The 21,120-nt window shown below is 67.7% G+C and carries 25 protein-coding genes and 1 pseudogene; 12 read left to right on the forward strand and 14 right to left on the reverse strand.

Annotated features, from left to right (window positions below):
* The first annotated feature begins 199 nt into the window (after positions 1 to 199).
* Positions 200 to 1,069, forward strand: a complete 870-nt coding sequence (locus T398_RS00920) for a sulfotransferase domain-containing protein (RefSeq protein WP_496443521.1) — start codon at positions 200 to 202, stop codon at positions 1,067 to 1,069.
* Positions 1,070 to 1,090: 21 nt separating this feature from the next.
* Here T398_RS00920 and T398_RS00925 read toward each other — a convergent pair whose 3' ends face one another.
* Together T398_RS00925 and T398_RS00930 are read right to left on the reverse strand one after the other, a co-directional pair.
* A complete protein-coding gene (locus tag T398_RS00925) occupies positions 1,091 to 1,738 on the reverse strand; it encodes a class F sortase (RefSeq protein ID WP_496443523.1) in 648 nt (215 codons plus the stop codon).
* A complete protein-coding gene (locus T398_RS00930; protein WP_496443525.1) occupies positions 1,735 to 2,385 on the reverse strand; it encodes a hypothetical protein in 651 nt (216 codons plus the stop codon). The genes T398_RS00925 and T398_RS00930 overlap by 4 nt, the downstream gene beginning before the upstream one ends.
* A 117-nt stretch (positions 2,386 to 2,502) precedes the next feature.
* On the opposite strand from T398_RS00930, the gene trmB reads away from it, so the two are divergent.
* Both trmB and T398_RS00940 read left to right on the forward strand, forming a co-directional pair.
* The gene (trmB, locus tag T398_RS00935) at positions 2,503 to 3,204 is read left to right on the forward strand and encodes a tRNA (guanosine(46)-N7)-methyltransferase TrmB (RefSeq protein WP_496443527.1); all 702 of its coding nucleotides are present in this window, start codon (positions 2,503 to 2,505) and stop codon (positions 3,202 to 3,204) included.
* Between the two features lie 70 nt (positions 3,205 to 3,274).
* Entirely contained in the window at positions 3,275 to 5,785 is a 2,511-nt protein-coding gene (locus T398_RS00940; protein WP_496443529.1) for a DEAD/DEAH box helicase, read from the forward strand.
* Positions 5,786 to 5,799: 14 nt separating this feature from the next.
* Here the strand turns inward: T398_RS00940 and T398_RS00945 are convergent, their stop codons facing one another.
* Both T398_RS00945 and T398_RS00950 read right to left on the reverse strand, forming a co-directional pair.
* On the reverse strand, positions 5,800 to 6,438 hold the full coding sequence (locus T398_RS00945; protein ID WP_496443531.1) for a pyridoxamine 5'-phosphate oxidase family protein: 639 nt from the start codon (positions 6,436 to 6,438) through the stop codon (positions 5,800 to 5,802).
* On the reverse strand, positions 6,438 to 6,662 hold the full coding sequence (locus tag T398_RS00950; RefSeq protein WP_496443533.1) for a hypothetical protein: 225 nt from the start codon (positions 6,660 to 6,662) through the stop codon (positions 6,438 to 6,440). The genes T398_RS00945 and T398_RS00950 overlap by 1 nt, the downstream gene beginning before the upstream one ends.
* Before the next feature lie 257 nt (positions 6,663 to 6,919).
* On the opposite strand from T398_RS00950, the gene T398_RS00955 reads away from it, so the two are divergent.
* Complete coding sequence (locus T398_RS00955; RefSeq protein ID WP_496443535.1) at positions 6,920 to 7,420, forward strand: helix-turn-helix domain-containing protein; 501 nt, start codon at positions 6,920 to 6,922, stop codon at positions 7,418 to 7,420.
* Positions 7,411 to 7,602, forward strand: a complete 192-nt coding sequence (locus T398_RS00960; protein WP_496443537.1) for a DUF397 domain-containing protein — start codon at positions 7,411 to 7,413, stop codon at positions 7,600 to 7,602. The genes T398_RS00955 and T398_RS00960 overlap by 10 nt, the downstream gene beginning before the upstream one ends.
* Here T398_RS00960 and T398_RS00965 read toward each other — a convergent pair.
* The gene (locus tag T398_RS00965; RefSeq protein WP_496443539.1) at positions 7,581 to 8,129 is read right to left on the reverse strand and encodes a GNAT family N-acetyltransferase; all 549 of its coding nucleotides are present in this window, start codon (positions 8,127 to 8,129) and stop codon (positions 7,581 to 7,583) included. The genes T398_RS00960 and T398_RS00965 overlap by 22 nt on opposite strands.
* Positions 8,130 to 8,242: 113 nt before the next feature.
* Between T398_RS00965 and T398_RS00970 the strand changes: the two genes are divergently transcribed.
* Both T398_RS00970 and T398_RS00975 read left to right on the forward strand, forming a co-directional pair.
* Positions 8,243 to 9,568 (forward strand): NAD(P)/FAD-dependent oxidoreductase, encoded by a 1,326-nt coding sequence (locus tag T398_RS00970; protein WP_496443541.1) that lies wholly within the window; start codon positions 8,243 to 8,245, stop codon positions 9,566 to 9,568.
* Between the two features lie 26 nt (positions 9,569 to 9,594).
* Entirely contained in the window at positions 9,595 to 11,139 is a 1,545-nt protein-coding gene (locus T398_RS00975) for an aminotransferase class I/II-fold pyridoxal phosphate-dependent enzyme (protein WP_496443543.1), read from the forward strand.
* Positions 11,140 to 11,208: 69 nt separating this feature from the next.
* On the opposite strand, the gene T398_RS00980 is transcribed toward T398_RS00975, so the two are convergent.
* Positions 11,209 to 12,186: a phosphotransferase family protein gene (locus T398_RS00980; RefSeq protein WP_496443545.1), complete on the reverse strand. Its 978-nt coding sequence runs from the start codon at positions 12,184 to 12,186 to the stop codon at positions 11,209 to 11,211.
* Between the two features lie 243 nt (positions 12,187 to 12,429).
* Positions 12,430 to 12,960 carry a hypothetical protein gene (locus tag T398_RS00985; RefSeq protein WP_496443548.1) on the reverse strand — a complete coding sequence of 177 codons (531 nt, stop codon included), beginning with the start codon at positions 12,958 to 12,960 and terminating at the stop codon, positions 12,430 to 12,432.
* A gap of 22 nt (positions 12,961 to 12,982) precedes the next feature.
* Between T398_RS00985 and T398_RS00990 the strand changes: the two are divergent.
* Positions 12,983 to 13,090, forward strand: a pseudogene (locus T398_RS00990) (flavin reductase); the annotation flags it as partial.
* A 128-nt stretch (positions 13,091 to 13,218) separates the two neighbouring features.
* On the opposite strand, the gene T398_RS00995 reads toward T398_RS00990, so the two are convergent.
* Positions 13,219 to 13,956, reverse strand: coding sequence for a helix-turn-helix domain-containing protein (locus tag T398_RS00995; protein WP_496443550.1), 738 nt, complete (start codon positions 13,954 to 13,956; stop codon positions 13,219 to 13,221).
* 217 nt (positions 13,957 to 14,173) lie between these two features.
* Here T398_RS00995 and T398_RS01000 point away from each other — a divergent pair, with 217 nt between their 5' ends.
* The 3 genes from T398_RS01000 to T398_RS01010 all read left to right on the forward strand — a co-directional run bounded on the left by T398_RS01000 (position 14,174) and on the right by T398_RS01010 (position 16,412).
* On the forward strand, positions 14,174 to 14,845 hold the full coding sequence (locus tag T398_RS01000) for a DUF4097 family beta strand repeat-containing protein (protein ID WP_496443552.1): 672 nt from the start codon (positions 14,174 to 14,176) through the stop codon (positions 14,843 to 14,845).
* Positions 14,846 to 14,857: 12 nt separating this feature from the next.
* Complete coding sequence (locus T398_RS01005; protein WP_496443554.1) at positions 14,858 to 15,949, forward strand: serine hydrolase domain-containing protein; 1,092 nt, start codon at positions 14,858 to 14,860, stop codon at positions 15,947 to 15,949.
* Positions 15,950 to 16,160: 211 nt separating this feature from the next.
* Positions 16,161 to 16,412, forward strand: coding sequence for a hypothetical protein (locus T398_RS01010; RefSeq protein WP_496443556.1), 252 nt, complete (start codon positions 16,161 to 16,163; stop codon positions 16,410 to 16,412).
* A 12-nt stretch (positions 16,413 to 16,424) separates the two neighbouring features.
* On the opposite strand, the gene T398_RS01015 is transcribed toward T398_RS01010, so the two are convergent.
* Together T398_RS01015 and T398_RS01020 are read right to left on the reverse strand one after the other, a co-directional pair.
* A complete protein-coding gene (locus T398_RS01015) occupies positions 16,425 to 16,583 on the reverse strand; it encodes an AAA family ATPase (protein ID WP_496443558.1) in 159 nt (52 codons plus the stop codon).
* Between the two features lie 59 nt (positions 16,584 to 16,642).
* On the reverse strand, positions 16,643 to 16,927 hold the full coding sequence (locus T398_RS01020) for a DUF4190 domain-containing protein (protein WP_496443560.1): 285 nt from the start codon (positions 16,925 to 16,927) through the stop codon (positions 16,643 to 16,645).
* Between the two features lie 159 nt (positions 16,928 to 17,086).
* Here T398_RS01020 and T398_RS01025 point away from each other — a divergent pair, with 159 nt between their 5' ends.
* Positions 17,087 to 17,461, forward strand: a complete 375-nt coding sequence (locus tag T398_RS01025; protein ID WP_496443562.1) for a VOC family protein — start codon at positions 17,087 to 17,089, stop codon at positions 17,459 to 17,461.
* Between the two features lie 501 nt (positions 17,462 to 17,962).
* On the opposite strand, the gene T398_RS01030 is transcribed toward T398_RS01025, so the two are convergent.
* From T398_RS01030 to T398_RS01045, 4 genes are all read right to left on the reverse strand, one after another.
* Positions 17,963 to 18,112: a hypothetical protein gene (locus T398_RS01030; RefSeq protein ID WP_496443564.1), complete on the reverse strand. Its 150-nt coding sequence runs from the start codon at positions 18,110 to 18,112 to the stop codon at positions 17,963 to 17,965.
* Positions 18,113 to 18,151: 39 nt separating this feature from the next.
* Positions 18,152 to 18,883 carry a TnsA-like heteromeric transposase endonuclease subunit gene (locus tag T398_RS01035; protein ID WP_496443566.1) on the reverse strand — a complete coding sequence of 244 codons (732 nt, stop codon included), beginning with the start codon at positions 18,881 to 18,883 and terminating at the stop codon, positions 18,152 to 18,154.
* Positions 18,884 to 19,011: 128 nt separating this feature from the next.
* Positions 19,012 to 19,914: a polysaccharide deacetylase family protein gene (locus T398_RS01040; RefSeq protein WP_496443568.1), complete on the reverse strand. Its 903-nt coding sequence runs from the start codon at positions 19,912 to 19,914 to the stop codon at positions 19,012 to 19,014.
* A 102-nt stretch (positions 19,915 to 20,016) separates the two neighbouring features.
* Positions 20,017 to 20,778, reverse strand: a complete 762-nt coding sequence (locus T398_RS01045) for a hypothetical protein (protein ID WP_496443570.1) — start codon at positions 20,776 to 20,778, stop codon at positions 20,017 to 20,019.
* Positions 20,779 to 21,120: the final 342 nt, after the last annotated feature.

Consider the following 21,120-nt stretch of genomic DNA (forward strand, 5'->3'; position numbering starts at 1 on the left):
ACAATTCGTGCCACACTCCGCGTTACCAGCCAATCGCCGAGAGTAGGATTGACTTTAATTGGACCGTCGGGGATATTCCTAGTGGCGCGTTGACATACCGGGACGGGAACGGTTAGATCCTGGATTCAACCGAGACCACCACTCCGACAATACGCCCAGAGCTCCCCCCACCTTTAAAGGCGCAGACGAGGCTTCGAGAATGCTCAATCGAACAAAAGAGTTCGCCAAGCAACACACACCCAATCTAACGCGCCGGATGGCCCGCCGCGTAGAGCTCGAGGCCCACAATGCGAGAAAGCGGCTCCTCGTCCCGGTGGTCAGTCGGTGCGAGTTCGACAACATCTACCACTGCACCGTACACAAGACGGGCAGCCAGTGGATCAAAGCCCTGTTCAGCGACCCGACCGTCTATCGCCACTCCGGTCTACTCCCCTACGACCCGCGATTCTACAAGCGACGCAAGCTACCCCTCATTCCAGCCGGCCGGGCAGGTCTGGCCCTGTTTCACTCGTACCCGCGCTTCAAGAAGATTTCAAAACCCGGCACCTATCGTGCGTTCTTCGTAATTCGCGACCCACGCGATATCGTCATCTCAAGCTACTTTTCGCTGCGTAACTCACACGCCCCCATGGGTGACATCCTCCAGGCACGGAAAACACTGCAGGAAGTCCCGATGAAGGAAGGGTTACTTTACGTCATCGAACGCCACTCCAAGCGGAACCTCTTCAAGCAACTCCGGTCGTGGGCGGTCGCCCCGAGCTCCGAGACCTTCCGTCTGTTCCGCTACGAGGACCTGACCGGTGAGCGGCAGCCGGAGGAGGTGGACCAGCTGATGCGACACTGCGGGATCACCCTGCCCGCCACCGAACTGGAGGCCCTGTTGTCCCGCTACAGCTTCTCCAGGATGCGGAAGGATCGGGAAGCCGCGGGGAAAGTTTCCCACTACCGAAAGGGCAAAGCTGGCGACTGGGGTAACCACTTCGACGACGAGGTCTACGCGGCTTTCACCGCGGCGACCGGAAATCTCGTGGAGCTCCTCGGCTACCCGGCCCGCGACGCGGTTTCCTGACCGGGTTCACCGGGCCCGGTCTCACGTCATCGTGGCGAAAGCGATGACGTTGTCGGCGTAGCCGGTGCGGCCCCCCAGCCAGGCTCCACCGCAGGTGATCAGGCGCAGCCCGGCGGGCCCGGAGTCGCCGTACACCCGCTCGGCGGGAAGCTGGTCCTTGGGGAAGCGCTCCACCGAGTCGACCCGGAATCCCACCACCGAGCCGTCGACGCGGGTCACCTCGATCGGGTCACCGGGACTCAGCCGGTGCAGGTCAACGAAGACCGACGGACCATCCCTGGTGTCGACGTGACCGACGATGACCGCCGGCCCCGGCTCGCCGGGAACCGGCCCCCGGTCGTACCAGCCGGTCTCGTGTGCCCGCTCCAACGGCGGGACGGCGATCGAGCCGTCCGGTGCCTGCCCCACCGGTGCGATCGGGGCGGCGACACCGATCGCGGGTACGACGAGGCGAACCGGCCGGCTGGTGGCTGGTTCCGGCCCGGCGCCACCGGCGGGTCGGTCCACGTCTGCCGCGCTCGCCCACTCCAGCGAGCCGGTGTTCCGGCCCAGCCCGGCACCCGTGGCGAAGACCCCCACCAGCACCAGCAGCACGGCGAGCGGTACGACCCACGGGCTACGCCGACCCGCCGGTCGGCGGGCCGCGCGGACCGCACGGGCCCTGGTCATCGGCGGGCAGCCCCGCGGAGTCGGCGGAGGGACACCAGCCACACCACCAGACCGGCCACGGTCAGCCCCACCCCGACCGGCAGCAGCAGCTCCGCGGAGAAGTTGCTGGCGGAGCCACCGAACCCGGTGGCCGGTCCACGACTGGGCGTGACCGACTTGACGACCTGGAGCATCGTTGACGCCGTCTCACCGCCGCGGCACTCCAGTTTGACCCGGTAGCTGCCGGGCAGGGTTCGTTCCCGCACCATCGCCGTCGCGGTCAACAGCCCATTGTCCGGCTTCACCTGGACGCGGCCGAAGGCGTCGGACCAGACGATTGCCGGGATGGAGTTGTCCCGGCAACTCGCCCGGATCCCGACCAGGTAGCCGGCCTTCACCGTGCTCGGACTCACCTCAACGAAAACCGTCGACGGCTTCGGCCCCTCGGGCTGCATGGGTGCGGCAACAGGGTGGACCGTCCCCTCGGCGGTCGACTCCGCAATGCGGGTGGACCAGGCCGAGGCGGGTCCGGCAGCAGCCGATCCGACCGACACCACCTGGGCTGACGCTGGCCCCGCCGTCGCGGTCGCGGCCCCGACGGCGAGCAGCGGACCGACGACCGCGACCGCGATCGTCGCCACCAGGCCCCCGCGGGTCACCTTCACCACAGCCCCCTCCCGACCCGGCTGGGCGGCACGCACCCGGCCTGTCGCACGGGGAATCCCGACATCCCCGTCGCACATCACATCCGATCCGGCGCGGTCCTCGCGTACGCTCGGATCGCTGTGACCATCACCGACTCCCACCCCACCGCGCCCGCGCGGAGCATCCGGACATTTCACCCGCGACGCGGCCGGATGTCGCCGCGCCAGACCAGCGCGCTGCAACAGCTGTGGCCGCGGTACGGCCTGACCGTCCCGGAGGTGCCCGGCACGCCGGTGGAGCCGGCTGTCCTGTTCCCGCGCCGGGCACCCCTGGTGTTGGAGATCGGTTCTGGGATGGGCGACGCCACCGTGACGATGGCCTCCGCCGATCCGGACCGAGACTATCTGGCGGTCGAGGTGCACACGCCGGGAATTGCCAACCTCCTCGATCTGGTGGAGCGGCAGTCCCTGAGCAATGTCCGGATCGCCGAGGGCGACGCGTTGGACCTGGTCAGCGCTCTGCCCGCCGGCTCACTCGACGCGGTGCACGTCTTCTTTCCAGACCCGTGGCCGAAGGTCCGCCACCACAAACGGCGCCTCATCCAGCCCGATCACGTCGCCCTGCTGCGGTCCCGGTTGGCGACCGGTGGCACGCTGCACTGCGCGACCGACTGGGCCGAGTACGCGGAGGCGATGCGGCGGACCCTGGACGCCGATCCGGGGCTGGTGAACCCGCACGACGGCTTGGCGCCCCGTCCCGAGCACCGCCCGGTGACGAAGTTCGAACGCCGCGCCCTGGCTGCCGGCCGACCGGTGGCCGACCTGATCTACCGCCGCCACTGAGCCCCGCGGGACGTCGATGACCGGCCCGGTTGGCGCGGGCGGTGAGGGTCCAGGCACCATGGAGCCCGCCATGACACTTACCGCCGCGCTGCCGGCCAGCGCCGACCCCGACACCCTGTACGACGCGTTCGCCGGTTGGGCGTCCGAGCGCGGCCTCGATCTCTATCCGCACCAGGAGGAGGCGGTCATCGAGATCGTCTCCGGCGCAAACGTGATCATGAATACGCCGACCGGGTCCGGCAAGAGCCTGGTCGCGATGGCGGCGCACTTCGCCGCGCTCGCCGACGACCGGACAACCTTCTACACGGCCCCGATCAAGGCCCTGGTGTCGGAGAAGTTCTTCGCGCTCTGCGAGGTGTTCGGGGCCGACAACGTCGGCATGCTCACCGGCGATGCCAGCGTCAACCCGGATGCGCCGGTCATCTGCTGCACCGCGGAGATCCTGGCCAACCTCGCGCTACGCGAGGGCACCCGCGCGGACGTCGGCCAAGTGATCATGGACGAGTTCCACTTCTACAGCGAGCCGGACCGGGGCTGGGCGTGGCAGGTGCCGCTGATCGAGCTGCCGCAGGCACAGTTCATCCTGATGTCCGCCACGCTCGGGGAAACCACCCGGTTCGTCGCCGACCTCACCCGCCGCACCGATCGCCCGACCGCCGTCGTCCAGACCGCCGAACGCCCGGTCCCCCTCCTCTTCTCGTACGCCACGACGCCGATGCACGAGACCCTTGAGGAGCTACTGGAGACCCGCGAAGCCCCGGTGTACGTCGTACACTTCACCCAGGCGGCGGCCCTGGAGCGCGCCCAGGCGCTGATGAGCGTCAACGTCTGCACCCGGGCCGAGAAGGACACCATCGCCACCGCGATCGGCAACTTCCGCTTCACCTCCGGCTTCGGCAAAACCCTGTCCCGGCTGGTCCGGCACGGCATCGGCGTGCACCACGCCGGGATGCTGCCCAAGTACCGCCGCCTGGTGGAGACGCTGGCCCAGGCCGGGCTCCTCAAGGTCATCTGCGGCACGGACACCCTCGGGGTCGGCATCAACGTACCGATCCGCACCGTGCTCTTCACCGGGCTGTCGAAGTACGACGGGATCCGGACCCGACTCCTCAAGGCCCGTGAGTTCCACCAGATCGCAGGCCGGGCCGGACGGGCCGGCTTCGACACCCTCGGCCGGGTCGTGGTGCAGGCACCGGAGCACGTCATCGAGAACGAGAAGGCCCTGGCGAAAGCCGGCGACGACCCGAAGAAGCGCCGAAAGGTCGTCCGGAAGAAGCCGCCGGAGGGGTCGATCGGCTGGGGCAAGCCCACCTTCGAACGCCTGGTCGAGGCCGATCCGGAGCCGCTGGCCTCCAGCTTCCAGGTCAGCCACTCCATGCTGCTCAACGTCATCGGCCGCCCCGGCGACGCGTTCGCGGCGATGCGGCACCTGCTCACCGACAACGACGAGGACCGCGCCGCCCAGCGCCGGCACATCCGTCGCGCCATCGCCATCTACCGGGCGCTGCGCGCCGGTGGCGTCGTCGAGGAGCTACCCGAGCCGGACGAGTCCGGCCGCCGGGCCCGGCTCACCGTCGACCTCCAGCTCGACTTCGCTCTCAACCAGCCGCTGTCGCCCCTCGCCCTCGCGACCATCGAACTCCTCGACCGCGAGTCCCCGGCCTACGCCCTGGACGTGCTCAGCGTGATCGAGTCGATCCTCGACGACCCGCGCCAGGTGCTCTCCGCGCAGCAGTTCAAGGCCCGCGGTGAGGCCGTCGCCGCGATGAAGGCCGAGGGCATCGAGTACGAGGCCCGCCTCGAACTGCTCGACGAGGTCACCTGGCCCAAGCCCCTCGCCGAACTGCTGGACAACGCCTACGAGATGTACCGCCAGGGGCACCCCTGGGTGGCCGACCACCAGCTCTCCCCCAAGTCCGTGGTCCGGGACATGTACGAGCGGGCGATGACCTTCGGCGAATTCGTGCAGTTCTACGGGTTGACCCGGTCCGAGGGCCTCGTCCTGCGGTACCTCGCCGACGCGTACAAGACGCTCCGGCACACCGTGCCCGAGGACGCCAAGACCGAGGAGTTGGTCGACCTCATCGAGTGGCTGGGCGAGCTGGTCCGCCAGGTCGACTCCAGCCTGATCGACGAGTGGGAGCGGCTGCGCAACCCCTCCGACGTCGATGAGGTCGCCGTCGCCCTGGACGACCAGCCAACGGCGATCACCCGCAACACCCGGGCCTTCCGGGTGCTGGTCCGCAACGCCCTGTTCCGTCGGGTGGAGCTGGCCGCCCTGCGCCGCTGGCACGAGCTGGGCGAGCTGGACAGCGCCGCCGGCTGGGACGCCGCCGAGTGGGAAGACGCCCTGGAGCCGTACTTCGAGGAGTATCCGGAGATCGGCATCGGGCCCAATGCCCGCGGGCCGGCGCTGCTCCTGATCGAGCAGGGCAGCGCGACCTGGACCGTACGCCAGATCCTGGACGACCCCGAAGGTGACCACGACTGGGGAATCAGCGCCGAGGTGGACCTCGCGGCCTCCGACGAGGCGGGCGCGGCGGTCCTCCGGATCACCGAGGTCGGACAGCTCGGCGGCTGACACCCGGCCGGGGCTCAGACGTCGCCGTCCGGGTGGAAGCCGGTGCGTTCGCCGCCCTCGGGCTCGTTCTCACGGCGTCGCCAGAACTGACGGGCGGCGAAGCCCTCCCGGCGGAGCCAGTGCTCGGTGTAGACGATCCGGTTCGCCTCGATCACCACCAGGGTGTCCCGTGGGGGTTGGGCGAGCGACCGGCCCCGTTCGGCGTGCTCGTTCTCCCACCGAAACGCCGCCCAGTAGGGCGCGCGGTCGGGGTGGCCGGGAGACAACACCCGAGCCGCGCCGAAGAGCTGCGCGCCGCGACTGCTGGCCAGCCCGACCAACGGGGCGAAGATGCCCACCGAGACCCGTGGGTCCGCAGCGATGTTGCGCAGCTTCGGTGACCGCGGCGCGGCGGTGAACATCACCGCGAAGTCGAGCGGGTAGTAGCGCACCGGGGTGGCCAGCGGTCCGTCCGGCCCGACCGTGGCCAGCACACACATGTTCTGCGACGACAGCAGGTTCCGGATCCGCTCCGCAAGCCGCTCCCGTGGCAGCCGCCGCGTCGGCGCGGACTCCGTGGGCGGGGGCTCCGCAGGCACCCGGTCCCCGTCTGGCAACGGCGCCCCATCCGGAACGGGGTAGGCACGCCGCTCGGGTCCACTGTCGTCGGTCATCACAGCCGCCGCAGTCCAGCAAGCACAGCCGCAAGAACATCCAAGCCTGGGTACGAGGTGTGGTACACCCGTGCTCGGCCCACCGCACGACCACCAGCTCGCACGCTCAGCAGACGTTCCAGATCCTTGTCCGATACGCCGCCCCTGGCGTCGAGGTTGATCGACTCTGCGAGCGCGACCCGGCGCTCACGTTGCGGTAGCTGTTCGATGGCGACTGCTGACATAGTGAACTCCCAGGCGTGAATAGATATTGTGTTGAGATCACCCCGCTAGACCCCTATGAAAAGCGAGGACGATCTGACAGCACCTCCGTCAGATTTGGGTCTTCCATCGGGTGCCGCCTGACTCCAGACTGGGCGTTAAACGCCCAGCTTGGAAGGCGTCCAGCCACGTTGGAGGCGACTTGAAGCCCTCGGCCTGACCAGCTGGGGAGCGATGAGAAGCCGGGAGTCTTGATTGGGGAAAGGTTGAGGAGATGGTCATGACCGCCGGTGAGATCTTGCTGGATGAGCTTCGCCACGCACGCACCTCACGCAGGCACAGCCAAGAAGAATTCGGAAAGATAATCAACTACTCGGGCACACACGTCAGCGCAGTTGAGACGGGCGCACGCCACCCGACAAGTAGTTATGTTGCCGCTATCGACAGCGCCCTGAAGACCAGCGGCATCTACCTGCGGCTCTTGGAACGCCTGTCGGACCTGAACGGCGAGCCCCTCTGGCTGCAAGCGTGGATCACCTTCGAGCAGCAAGCACGTGCGCTACGTTGGTACGAAGTGGCCTGGGTTCCAGGCATGCTCCAGGTGGAGGCGTACGCCCGCGCCATCTTCGGCCGGGACGGCAGCCTTGATGCTGCCGAAGTAGTCGAGCGGCCCGCTGAGGTCGCAGCGCTGCGGGAGCAGTGGGAATCCACGCTTGCTGAAGCGCTGACCCTGAACCAGTCGACCGAGCTGATGATGGAAGTAGCGAAGACATGGACTTGACCGGCGCACACTGGCACAAGAGCACTCGTAGCGGCAGCAACCAAGGGGCATGCGTCGAAGTTGCTGGCAACCTCGCCGGCATCGTGGGTGTCCGGGACTCCACGGACCCGACCGGACCGGCGCTGGTGTTCGGGCCGACGGCGTGGCGGGCGTTCGTAGCTCAACTCCCCGAACAGCCGTAAACCCCAACGCTCTCGAAGAGTTCGTTCGACGTGTCGTAGTACTTCGTCGTTCGACCCAGGTGCGTCATGCCGAGCCGGCGGCAGACGGCCTGGGAGGCATGGTTTGCCGGGTTCGTGACCGCGATGACCCTCGTCAGACCCCGGCTGAAAGCGTCCGCCAGGACCGCCGCCGCCGCTTCGGTGGCGTAGCCGTGCCCCCAGGCGTCCGGATGCAGGTGCCAGCCGATCTCGACTTCGGGCGGCCCGCCGACCGGCTCCCCAGCCGACAGTGGAATCGGCTTGAGCAGGAGGTTTCCCACCAGGCGGCCGTTCACCGCCGTGGTGATGACCCAGATCCCGTGGACCGGATCGTCGATGGCGCGGCGGCGTGCGATCGAGGCGAGGGCGTTCGCACGGTCGCTCATGGTCGTGGGCTGCGCGCCCAGGAACCGCATGACCTCCCAGCGCGACTCAAGATCCAGCAGAAAGTCGCCGTCCTCGTCCCGCCAGGGGCGCAGCAGGAGGCGGTCGCTCACGATGGTGCGCATGCGATCAATCTATTCGAACCTCCCGGGAGACCTAGGTGGACAGATACGGCCGCCGTGAGCACAATCGGTTCGCCGAGATCGTCGAGCTACCCACTCCTCGGAAGGGAATCTGCATGCCCAGGTACGACGCGATTGTCATTGGAGCCCGCTGCGCGGGTGCGTCCACCGGCATGCTCCTGGCCCGACAGGGGCATCGGGTGCTCGTCGTGGACCGGTCGAGCTTTCCCAGCGACGTCATCTCGACCCACTTCCTCTGGCCGCACGGGACGTCCTACCTGAACCGGTGGGGCCTGCTGGACCAGGTGCTGGCGGTCACCCCGGCGCACACCGAGGTCACGTTCGTCAACGACGGCATTCCGCTCACCGGCTCGGTGCCGGACGAGCTGCTGCGCGCGTACTTCCGCGACTGGCATGGCGACGACTCCGGCGTGGTGCGCTCGTACGCCTCGATCCGTCGGCACGTACTCGACCAGATACTGGTCGAGGCGGCGAGCAAGGCCGGCGCCGAGGTGCGGACGAACTTCACGGTACGGGAGCTGATCACCGAGGGCGACCAGGTCGTCGGGGTACGGGGACGCGACTCCGACGGGCAGTTGGTCGAGGAGCGCGCCCGGATCGTGATCGGTGCCGACGGTCGCAACTCGTTCGTCGCCCGCACCCTCGGCCTGCCGAAGTTCGACGAGCGGCCCCGGTGCACCTTCGCCTACTGGAGCTACTACTCCGGCTTCGACCTGGGTCCGGCGCAGCTGCACCGGCGTGGTCGGCTGGCCTGCGCCGTCGCACCCACCAACCACGGCCAGAACATGGTCCTGGTCTGGGGCCCGAGCGAGTGGTCCCGCGAGTTCCGTCGTGATGTGCCCGGCAACTACCAGCGGGCGCTGGACTTCGTCAGCCCGGAGCTGGGCGAGGTGGTCCGGACGCGGGGCGTGCGGGCGGAGCGCGTCTACGGGACGCTGGACCAGTCCGCGTTCCTCCGGCCCTTGGCCGGACCGGGCTGGGTGCTTGTCGGGGATGCCGAGTCGGCCAAGGACCAGTGCACCGCGATCGGGATGACCCACGCGTTCCGGGGCGCGGAGCTGGTGGCCACCGCGCTGGGCCGGTGGTTCTCCGGGGAGGTGTCGCTCACCGAGGCGATGGCCAGCTATGAACGCCGCCGCAGCCAGAACGCCGCCGCCTACTACGACTACGTCTGCACGCTCGCGGAGATGCGCCCGTACCGCCACGACGAACTGCAGTTGTTCGTGGCGTTGCGCGGAAACCAGCAGGAGATCGACCGGTTCATCGCCACCCACGCTGACGTCGCGCCGGTTTCGGAGTTCTTCCAGGCGTCGAATCTCCTCCTCCTCAACGACGCCGCGAAGGAGACCTCGGCCGGCTACCCGGTGTTCGAGGACTTCCCGGCGACCACTCGGATGTACCAGCAGAACCTGTTCGCCTGACCCGTACCCCCGCCAGGAGATCGACTGTGTCCCTGCCTGAGCTTGACCAACGCGACGACGACGAACTGATCGAGACCATCCTTGCGGCCGCCGGCCGGCGCGATCTGGAGGCCATGGCGGTAGCCGCGGCCGAGGTCTCCGAGATGACCCGCAACTGGGCCACCCACATCCCGTGGGACGAGTTCGACTCGTTGGACGAGACCGCCCTCAACGAGGTGGTCGCCGACCTGACCCAGATGTGGGAACCCGCCGACCTGCAGGTTGACGCCGACGAGGAGTACGCGCTCGACAAGAACGCCTACGACTTCTACCGGCCGGCCGGCCGTAACCTGATGACCCGTACCGAGGAGTTTTATGGGTGGGTCGAGGCGCGGCGGCGGACCGAGACGTGGCAGTACTCCAGGACGCTGGAGGCCGCGCCGAACAGCGTCGCCCAGATCACCAACGACATCGGCCGGCGTACCCGCGGGATCAACTTCAACTCGCAGGACTATCTGTCGTTCAACACGCACCCGGCGATCCGGGAGGCGGCGACCAAGGCCATGCGTGACTACGGTCCGCACAGTGCCGGGTCACCGATGGTGCTCGGGAACACCCGGATCTCCGACGAACTGGAGGCGTCGCTCGGCGAGTTGGTGCGGGCTGAGCAGGTGACGCTCTTCCCGACCGGGTGGGCTGCCGGCTTCGGGGCGATGGCAGGGCTGGTCCGCCAGGAGGACCACGTGCTGATCGACCGGCTGGCGCACGCCTGCCTCCAGCAGGGGGCCCGGGCGACCACCCGCAACGTGGTGCGCTACGAACATCTCAACGTGGAGGCGGTCCGTCGCCACCTGGTCGACATCCGCCGGCGAGACAGCCGCAACGGCATCCTCGTCGTCACGGACGGCCTCTTCTCCGTGGATGCCGACTGGCCGGATCTGGTGACCCTGCAGCGGGTGTGCCGGGAGCATGACGCGACGCTGCTCGTGGATGTGGCGCACGACCTGGGTTCGATGGGCCCGGGTGGTACCGGCGTGCTCGGGATGCAGGACGTGCTCGGTGACATCGACATCGTGATGGGCGCCTTCTCCAAGACGTTCTGCTCCAACGGCGGCTTCGTCGCCTCGGCCTCTCCCGCGCTCAAGCAGTACCTCAAGATGTTCGGCGGATCGCACATGTTCTCCAACGCGCTGTCTCCCGTGCAGACCGCTGTGGTCCTGGAAGCCTCGAAGATCATCCGCTCCACGGAGGGAGATCTCCTCCGTTCCCGGCTGCACACCGCCGTCACCGCGCTTCGCGAGGAGCTGATCGGGTACGGGTTGACCTGTATGGGGGAACCGTCGCCGATCGTGCCGCTCCTGATCGGAAACGAGAAGCTGGCCCGGATCGCGAACCGCCTGCTCTTCGACCGTGGGGTGCTCGCGTTCATGGTGGAGTTCCCGGTGACTCCGACGGGCTCGTCCCGGTTCCGGCTTCAGGTGCAGGCGAACCATGAGCCGGATGAGGCCCGTGCCGCAGCGAGGATCATCGCGGACGCGATCACCGATGCCCGCACGTACCTGTCCAGCGCCTTCGGGAGCACAGAGCGGTAGCCATCGCCACGCCTCATCAGGCGATCCCGGCTGGCCGGATCGGCCAGCCGGGCGGCCACGCATGAGTAGTCAGATCGCGGCCAGGGCCTTGGTGATGTTCCGCTCGGCCAAGCCCAGCATCCACTGGCGGTCCGGGAAGTCGGTGCCGGCGATCCGAAGGGGACCCTCGATCAGGGACAGGATCTGGGCATATCGATAGAACTCCAGCCGATCGGGATCGAGCTCGACTGGGCGTAGCGCGGAGTACGCGTCACCGAAGCGCAACTGTAGCCAGGCGTGCTCCCACTCCACGTCGAAGAACGTCAGCCCCTCGATGTCGACCAGGGCGGGTGCACCGGAGGGTGGGACGAGCACGTGGTCCGGTCCGAGTTCGCCGTGTATCAGCCGGTAGTCGCGGCGGGCGGTGACCACGCCGCGCAGGCACCGGAGATGGTCGGTGATTCGGTCGTGGGCATCGGCGAGCCGGGCGTCGCGGGCGGCCGCCGCGTTGAGGTGACCACGCGCCCGGTCCTGGATGATGTCCTCGGTGCTGCGGGTCTGGGGTGCTTCCCCGCGGGCAATGGCGGCGAGCTTGCCGTAGCGGGTGCCGCGGGTGGCGTACATGCGGCGCAGGGCGTCGCCAAGTGCGGACAGCGGCGTCACGGCTGTGGCCGGGTCATGTTCCATGAGGGCTTCGAGCGTCACCGCACCGACATCCTCGACCAGCGCAAGGTCGGCCGGGTGGTAGCGGCCGTCGCGGTCGAGCATCAGCAGCCGTGGCGTCCGTACGCCCACGGCGGTGAGGGCGGCGTAGTTGGTGGCGAATAATTCGGCGCCCGACGCGTCGGTGAAGGGATCGTCGGGGACAGTTGGTGCCGGGCGCCAGTAGTTCTCGGCGGTTGCCCAAAGATAGAGGACCACTGTCGACTGATCGTCCAACCGCAGGCGGTAGACGCCCTTCTTGCTGCCACCGGTCAGCCGGTCCAGGGCAGCAGGTCTGCGGTCTGCGCCGAACTGGTCCACCACCAGGTCGTGCAGGTCGTCAGGCTGGAGGACTACCCGGGTCATGGATCGCCTTTCTCTTGTTGCTCGGCGATGGGCGCAGCGGTTCACCGGGGGTCCGGTACATGATGTTGTCGGTGCCGGCGCCCGCCGGTGACCGTGACCTCCCACAATATCGATCCGGACCCCACAAGGTTCGGGCGGACGCGACACCATGTGCCCGGTCCGGGAACAGGTGGCATTCATCCGCCGCCCTCAGTAGCGATGGGACAAGTTGGTGCGGACGGTTCGGCTCCGATTCGTCCGGACCTACTTGGCATTTCCTGTGACGCGATCCGGGCGGATGACGATGGTGCTTACGGTTGCGTTGCCCCAGACCGTCGTATTGAGGATCACCTGTTGGTCGAGGGACAGCATCGTGAACTCGGGGACGAAGCGCTTGGTGAAGACTGCTCCGAAGTAGCTACGGAGTGCAGTTGAGCCGCTGCCGGCCAAGTCCCACTCCTCGGCCAGCCGAACCCGCACCCAGCAGTACTCGTCGCCGGCAGCGTCGGGGTCGCTGTAGTCGACGCGGAGGAGGAATTCTCGCCGTTCGTCGAAGGGCTCGAACTCGTTGGCCATGCGCCACCAGCCGGCGTTGACCTTCGCCGGCATGTCGGGGTCGTTGATATCGGCGATCTCGCCCGGCGCGGAGTCGAAGCGTCCATGCTCGACCCGGCAGGATGCGGGTCCTTGATCGGGCGCCGGTAGCGGAGGGCGGACTTCTGCGGGGATCCGCTCGACGAACTCCAGGCCGGCGAGGGTCAGGTCCGCCGCGATGGCGGCATCAGTCTGAGACACGCGGGGACGATAGCCGATCAACATCGTCAGGCGGGTCTACCTTGCGGCGCTGACGGCGGAGGCTGACGTGCAGCTGTCGCAGGTGCACAGAAACGCGGATCTGTATCGCCGGTTCCTGGCGTGGGTGTAGCCGTGCGGAGGTCAGGCCCGGCGAACTCGGCGGCGAGTTCGGAAGGAGGCTCAGGGCCTTCCCGGGGCGGCCTTTGGTCGATCACGAACATGGCTGGGTGCCTCGGCGCGTGGGTGTGGGTGGGTGGGTCAGCGCGTCTCTTCCGATGGAGGGGCCTCGATCCTGGTGTGCAGGATCTCGCGTGCCTGCTCGGCGGCGCGGGCGATGCTCTCCGAGACGAAGTCGACGAAGCGGGCGATGTTTTCCAGCCGGGCGGCGGCCGGGCTGCCCGGGCCCAGGACGCTCACCCCCTGCCGGGCGATCTCGCCCAGGTGGGCGGTCGCCTTCGCACTGGCCATCGTGGACTGGTACATCACGTCGTTGTCGACCACGTAGCGTTCCCGCCGCCGCTCGTCGCGCTCCCGCCGGACCAGCCCCTGGCTTTCCAGGAACGCGATCGCCTTGGAGACCGAAGCCGGGCTGACCTGCAGCCGCCCGGCGATCTGCGCGGCGGTGAGGCTCCCGGCGTCGGTGGTGTAGAGGCAGGCCAACGTCCGCGCGGTCATCTTCGGCAGTCCGGACGCCATGAACACGCCGGCGAAGGTCTCCTCGTACTCCCGTACCGCCTCGGGGTCGCGTCCGCGTACTGCCGGCGGGTTACTCGTACGAACCGGCACGGTGGTCCGGCGCCGGCGCGCGCGACGCTCGGTGGCGTGGTGGGCGAGGTCGCCTCGGTAGGCCGTCGCGCCGCCGTTGCGCATGACCTCCCGGGTGATGGTCGAGGTCGGCCGGTCAAGACGCCGGGCGATCTCCGCGTAGGTGAGGCCGTCGGCCAGGCCGGCGGCGATCTGCTGGCGGTCCTGCTGCGTCAGCCTGCCCCCCGGCATCGTGGCCCCCTTCGTCGTCGATGCCGCCACGATAGCGTTCACTCCTCATTCATTGCAATACTGGCCCGCTCGAATGTTGCGTTGTCTCCAGGCTCATTGCAATTTCTAAACGGTCCTGACCTGCTATTACTGGCCCTTCATGCAACGTTTCTGTTGCTGTACCTGTGAAGGCAACGTAGCGTTTCTGGTGTCAGAAACAAACAGTAAGGAGCTGGTCATGCGGAAGTTCGACACCCCCACCCCCGTCTCGGCGACGTTCGAGATCCCCGCCGGGCGTATTCAGATCATCGCCGCCGACCGGGCCGACACCATGGTCGAGGTCCGGCCCACGGACGCCGCAAAGAACCGCGACGTGGCGGCGGCCGAGCGGGTCCAGGTCAACTACGCCGACGGCGTGCTGCGCATCGAGGCCGCGAAGCCCAGCAACCCGCTCCGCGGTTCGTCCGGCTCCGTGGAGGTGACCGTCCAGCTGCCGGCCGGATCGAACATCGAGGGCAAGACGGCCAGCGCCGATATCCGGGGCGTCGGGCGCCTTGGCGACGTCGCCTTCGAGGGTGCGGCCGGCTCGATCAAGGTCGACGAGACCGCGACCGCCCGGCTGACCCTCGCCAGCGGTGACATCACGGTCGGGCGACTGAACGGCTCGGCACAGATCAGCACCCACAAGGGCGACCTTCGGATCGCCGAGGCCACCGACGGCACCGTCACGCTGCGCACCGACCAGGGCGACATCACCGTCGCGGCCGCCCGCGACTCGTCCGCCGTCCTGGACGCCGGCACCAGCTTGGGCCGGGTCCACAACGCGCTGCGCAACACCGACGGCGCCGCCGCCAGCCTCAAGATCCACGCCACCACCGCCCACGGCGACATCACCGCCACCAGCCGCTGAGGAGCATCCACCATGGCTAATCCGACTACCACCGGGCCGTACCGGCCAGACCTGCACAAGGCCATCGAGGCATTCGTCGACGCGGGCTTCGCCGGGTTGCAGCTGCGCCTGCACGACGATCACGGCGAATGGGTGGGCAGCGCCGGCGTCCGGCAACTCGGCGACGCCGAACGCCCACCCACGAACGGCCGATTCTGGGCCGGCAGCGTGGCCAAGACCTTCACCGCCACCGCCATCCTGCAACTGGTCGGCGAAGGAGAGGTCGGGCTGGACGCCCCAGCGGCCGACCACCTCACCGAGCTTGGGCTGTCCCCCCGGATCACCCCACGGATGCTGCTGCAGCACACCAGCGGCCTGTTCAACTACACCGGCGAGTACCTGCCCGACGGCACCGTCGTACCGGGCATCCCCGCCACCGGCAAAGAGTGGGTGGACAGCCGGTTGACCACCTACCACCCCCAGGAGCTGGTACGGCTGGCACTGTCCAAGCCAGCCCGCTTCGAACCCGGCACCGACTGGAGCTACTCCAACACCAACTACACCCTCGCCGCACTGCTCATTGAGGCGGTCACCGGCCGGTCATACGGCCAATGGATGCAACAACGGATCCTCGACCCGCTCGGCCTGCACGACACCGTGCTGGCCGGCAACATCACCGACCTTCCCGAGCCGTACGCCCACGGCTACTACCGCTACCAGGACGCCGATACCTGGACGGTGGCCGACGTCTCCCGGCAGAACCTGTCCATGCTGCTCGGTGCCGGCGGGGCCATCTCCACCACGCGGGATCTGAACGTCTTCTTCGCCGCCCTCAACGCCAGCGCGCTGCTACCCGCCCCGCTACTGGCCGAGATGCGAAAGCCAGCCGGTCCGATCAACTACGGCCTCGGCGTGTTCGTGCAGGACCTGGGTCCGGCGGGCATCGTCTACCACCACAACGGCGGCGCACCGGGCGGCTACGGCGCACTCATGTACAGCACCCCCGACGGCCGCCGGACCATGACCGCCGGGCTGACCACCGGAGACACCTCGACCAACCCAGCCGAAACCCTTCCCCCGGCACTGGACACCCTGGTCAAGACAGTCTTCATCGAACCAACCTGAAGCCCCTCAGGCGACGCACTCCGGCAACACGCCGGAGTGCGCCGTCCTTCCGCATCTGCCCAGGGCGCGCACGTGCTGCGCTCCTGTCTCCGCAACGGGACCTACTTCGATCTATCCACAAACGAGACGATCTCCGGCAGTGGGGGGTGGTAGCCGTCTGTGGTGTCGACCTCCAGGGATGGAGCGTCCAGGGCGACGCGATTAAATTCGCATGGCGAAGCGGGTGGTCAGTGGGGTCCTGCAGGTCGGTGTGGGCGCGGCGGAGCGGATTCGACTCCCACCGCTGTTGAATCCGAGTCCACGCCGTGCTCGCGTCGACCACGCAGTGCACGACCCGAAGCTCCGCGACCTCCCCCAACGGTTGCAGGCCCGGCCCCCAGAGCCGATCCTGGAACGCGGCCTCCGCCACGGTCGTCACCCCGGCGCGAAGCAGCAACTCCAACACGCCAAAGAACGTCGGTAGGGTCCGCAAAGCCTACTCGTCGTCCGCTCCAGCCGTAAACAGGCCGGAGGCGGACGTCGACGCGTGCACCATTCCTTCCTTGATCTCGTCCCGGCAGATCGCCGGAGCGCCGATCGTCCGGGCAAGTGTGTGCGCGAGGGTGGTCTTTCCTGAGCCGGGAGGTCCGCTCACAACAACCAAAGTGGGGGGCGGGTGAGCGCTGGAGGTTTCGGCGTTTCCGGCGATCTGCCTCAGGTTTGTACCCCTGATTCGGAGCTGAAGATGACCGCAGCCACGCCACACCAGACGACGAACATCAATGCGTAGAGGATGGTGAAGATCCAACCAACCACGGTACCAGCGGTGGCCAGCTCTGCCCCGCGTTCACCCGTCTGGGCGATCTGGTCCTTGGCCTTCTTGCCAAAGTAGATACCCAACGGCGGAAACACCATCGCGCCGAATACCAGCGCGAGAATCGCATAGGTGTTGAATGGCGCGGCGTACGCATGGGGCGGATACGACGGGTAGCCCGGCATCGGGTTCGGTGTAGGCGAGGAGTGCTGAGGGGGCGGTAGGTCTGTCATGTGTTGCCCTCCCGAGGGTGGTGGAGAGTGGGTGCGGGCGGGAACCTGCGACCGGCCAGTCAGGGTACCTTCCCGTGTCACGGGCGCTGACGTGCTTCCAGGGCTGGTCGGTTGCCAGCCCCGCTGCTGGCTGTCTTCGACGACGGACAGGGCAACGTCTACCACGCCGAGCTTCAGGTCGGCGGCCAGGCGCTGATCATGATTAACGGTGTCAATTCGGCGCTGCGAATCGGCGAGCCGTTGACGCTCGGTGCCGCGTCGGCCGGCACCTTTGTCCGTCGGGAGACTGATACGGAGGTCAAAGAGCTGCACCGTAAGGCGGTGGCTGCCGACGCGGAGATCCTGCTCGAGCCGGAGGGCCGGGTCGACACGCAGGTGTTGAGGTTGGCGCATGGCCACCTTTCGGCGTCGGCGTCGAAGATGCCGAACGGGATGACCTCGGCGCCGGCAGGCTCGTCGACGTCCGGTGGGTGGGCAACTCGATGATCTGCGCGTCGCCGGGTAGTCGTCGCCGGGCGGCGCGGGTGCGGGCGGTGATGCGGACGCTCGCCCGGTCCGTTGCCGGTCCGGTAGCGGCACAGGTGAGCAGTTCGTCCAGGACGCGGGCGACCTCGGTCTCGTTGTCGTCGGGAAGGCCGCGGGAAGCTGCCATGCGGCGGGCGTGCCGCCAGGTGAAGTCGGCGAACGGTGCGGAGAGCATCGGCAGGTGTGTCCAGGACGCGGTGACCCATCCGTTCGGTGCACTACCCATCGGCCGCCGCGTTCGATGCTGCCGGATCGCTGGCGCCGCCAGGGTGCCAGTTCGGGGCTGTCGTAGGTGCGGTGCTCGATGCGGATACCGTACTCGTTGATCTGCCGCCACTCGACCGGCAACAGCTCCAGATAGTCTTCGCCGGACAGGGTCAAGGGCAGGCCACGTGCCGCTGCCACCGGCGAGCCCGTCCCACCACGTCATCCGGCAAGCTGTCGAGCAGCCCGAAAGCTCCATCACCGGCGCTGCCGGCCCGCTAGCTCGAAGTCCGGCGCCGCGAGCAGGAACGACAGGAGCACGACTTGCGCCGCTCCCGACGTGGAGTGCAGGCGCACTGAGGTGCCTGCCAACGCGACCGCCTGATGCTCGTCGCCGTCGAAGCGCACCCATTCACCGACGCGGCACCAGCATTCGTCCGGCTGCCATCACAGCGTTCCTACGATGGTCACCGGCGTAGCATCGTGCAACACGATGCCCAGGCCGGCGGTAAGGTCACCACACCACAGCAGGTGAAACAGCACCGGCAGCACTGCGATCGGATCGCCGGCCTCTTCCGCCCCGGCCATCAGCGGCGCGGTATCGATGAATATCTCGCGCAGCGCCGCCGCAGCGCCGGGCACGCGGTAACGCGGATGCCGGTAACCGGCAAGCCAGCGCACGTTGGTTCTCAGCACCGGGTCAGGCACTCCAACGGGGCGATAGTCCCATCCGACCAGCTCACACGCCCGCCGCGTCGCATCGAACGCCACGGCGTCGCGTGGCTTGATCCGCTCTGCCGGACGGCAGTCCACCACCACCGCACGGCCATCGACGAGTCGAGCGAAGTAGTCCGGCGCGTGCGAGCGACGACGGCCGCCTTCGTCCCAGAACAGCCAGAACGGCTGCGAAGCGATGCCGACCACCGAAGGATCGAAGTCCAGTAACATCAGGTGGTCTCGCTCCAGCCAGGACTCATAGCCGACATGCCCGCCGGTCGTCGACGACCACAAGCCCGGAAAGGGCCGCTGCTGCTTACGCGACGAGAAGATTCGTACCGGCTTGCCGAACTCGAACCGCACCTCAGCCGAGTTGATCAAGACGGCGCGATCCTCGGCCCCGTCGATACCGACGTAACCGATCTCAAACTCAACCGTCAGCGGACCACCAGAGCCAGGCACCGCGCGCGGACGGGCCGAGCTGGATTCGTCCGGACCCTACTTGGCACTTTCCGTGATGCTGTCAGGGGGTGGCGATCGTGCTCGCCACCCCCTGCCGTGCGTCGAACCATGCTGCGGTGGATTCAGCGTCAGTCTCGTCGGAGCGATCCCACTCGAGACCATGCCTGTTGGATCGTGGCGTAGTCGATCAAGACGATTCCTTCCTGACGGGCGATCTCGTGAGCCTGCGGTGAGGTCAGGAAGTCGTAGTCGGTTTGGCGCACGAGATGGCCAGCATCATCGATGGCTTGTGACTCGTCGTTGCTGCGTCCCGGATGCACTGCCCACTCGCTCAGACCGGCGGGAAGATCATGTAGGAGTTCGGCGTAACGAGCTGCTTTGCCGTCGACGTCGAGACTGAAGCTGTCCAGGAACTGGTGGTCGATGGCTGGAAGGCCCTGAGAACGAAGACGGTGGCGACTCGGCTCCAGCCAGGCGCGCACCGCTAGGCCGTACTCGGCTGCCAACGTGACGGTGAGTTCGAAGATGTCCTCGCGGCCACCATCAGCGAGGCAGTGCCAGTCCAGGTGGGTGGGTGTGAGCCCATCGTTGATCACAGCGTCGATCTGGGCCCGAAACTCACGTTCCACGTCCTCGATGCGGGACTGGGCCAACAACTGCGGGATGCGTGCCGGTGTGAACAGCGCACCGGTCTCGTCGAGAAGCGAGGGGACCTCCGCCTTCGTGCTGATAGGGCCCCAACGGTAGTGGGTTGTGTCGCAGACCAGGGTGAGATGGATGCCGAAGGAGACGTCCGGATGCTCGTGGAGAAGGTGCATGGCGTGCAGCGCCCAGGGGCATGGCACCATCAGGCTGCACGATTGGGCGATCCCTCGTTGGATGGAGTCGATGATCGCGACGTTGATTGCGTGATACATCCCGAAGTCGTCGTTGTTGACAATGAGCAGCCGGGCATCCGCGGGGAAACCCAGTATCTCGTTCGATTGCCCGACGTTCGCCGCTATGGCTGTCGTGATCGCGTTCTCGTCCACACTTCAGTGTCCGGCGCGCGTCCAGCGTATTTCGTTCGACGAGGGCGGGACTGCGGAGGACGACGCCTGACCGTCATAAGCTCGGTATGCCGAGCAGGTTGATCAGATCTGGTTCTGGAGCCTCGGTAAGCAGTGCCGGGATGTCGGGTGTTCGGATCTCGCGGACGTTGAGTGGCGGAAGGTTCCATGCGGCGACGAGCGGGTTGTTCTTGGCGAACTCGCGGACGGCTTTGCGGAGGTGGGTGGCTTCGCGATCTTTGAGGCCGGGTCGTGGGGTGCCGTCGATGGTTTGCGCGCGGGTGTCGGGGAAGGTTTGTCGGGCTCGTAGTAGGGGCCGTAGCCCATGCCGGCCAGCCAGAACGTGGTCAGGTGGCCGTTGTTGGCGAGGATCGCGTCGAGCGGATACCCGACCGCATGCGCGATCTTCGACGCGATGGCGTCGCGTTCGCCGGTGTGACGGCGGGTGTCCGGCGAGGCTGGGGCGGCGAACTGTTCGATGGCGGCGCGGGCGGTTGGCCGCCAGGCGGGGGCGCAGAACACTTCGGCGAGCCGGATGATCTCGGGGTAGAACGCGGCGATGTAGCGGGGGCCGGTAAGGGCGTGGGCGGTCGGGATGAGGACCTTGATGCGCTGGTCGTGGATGGTGTGCTGCGGTGAGGGGCCGTAGAAGCGCAGGTCGACGCAGACGTTCTGGGAGGCGGCGATGGCGTGTAGGGCGAGCTTCCAGCCGTGCCGATGGACCAGCCGTTTGTGTCGTTGCTGGGCGTCACTGAGTTCGGGCAGCAGCCTGCCGACGGGGGTGGGTTGGTGGTCGATACCGAACTCGGTGGAGCCGATCCAGTAGCCGTGGCGGGTGCAGAGCATCTCGTGGTGGGCGAACAGGCGGCGGACGATGCCCGACGCAACAGCCGATCCATCTCCGCCGCCACCGCGGCAATCCGCTGCACCGCCGTCGCCCAGTCGACCGCCGCACCGACCCGGACCTGATTCATCGCAGTCCGCGCCACGAACAGCCCACGCTGGACCGCCGCCAGCTCAGCCGTGGTAACGGTGCTACCGGTGGCGCCGCCGTCATCGCCGGGCCGGGCCGCAGCCAGCGCAATCTCGGCGACGTAACCCGTCGGCGTCAACCCCACCGCCGCAGCAGCCCGCCACACCCCGGCGTACTCCTCCTCGCCCAGCCGCAGTGAGATCCGACGAACTCGA

The organism is Salinispora goodfellowii (assembly GCF_059570675.1).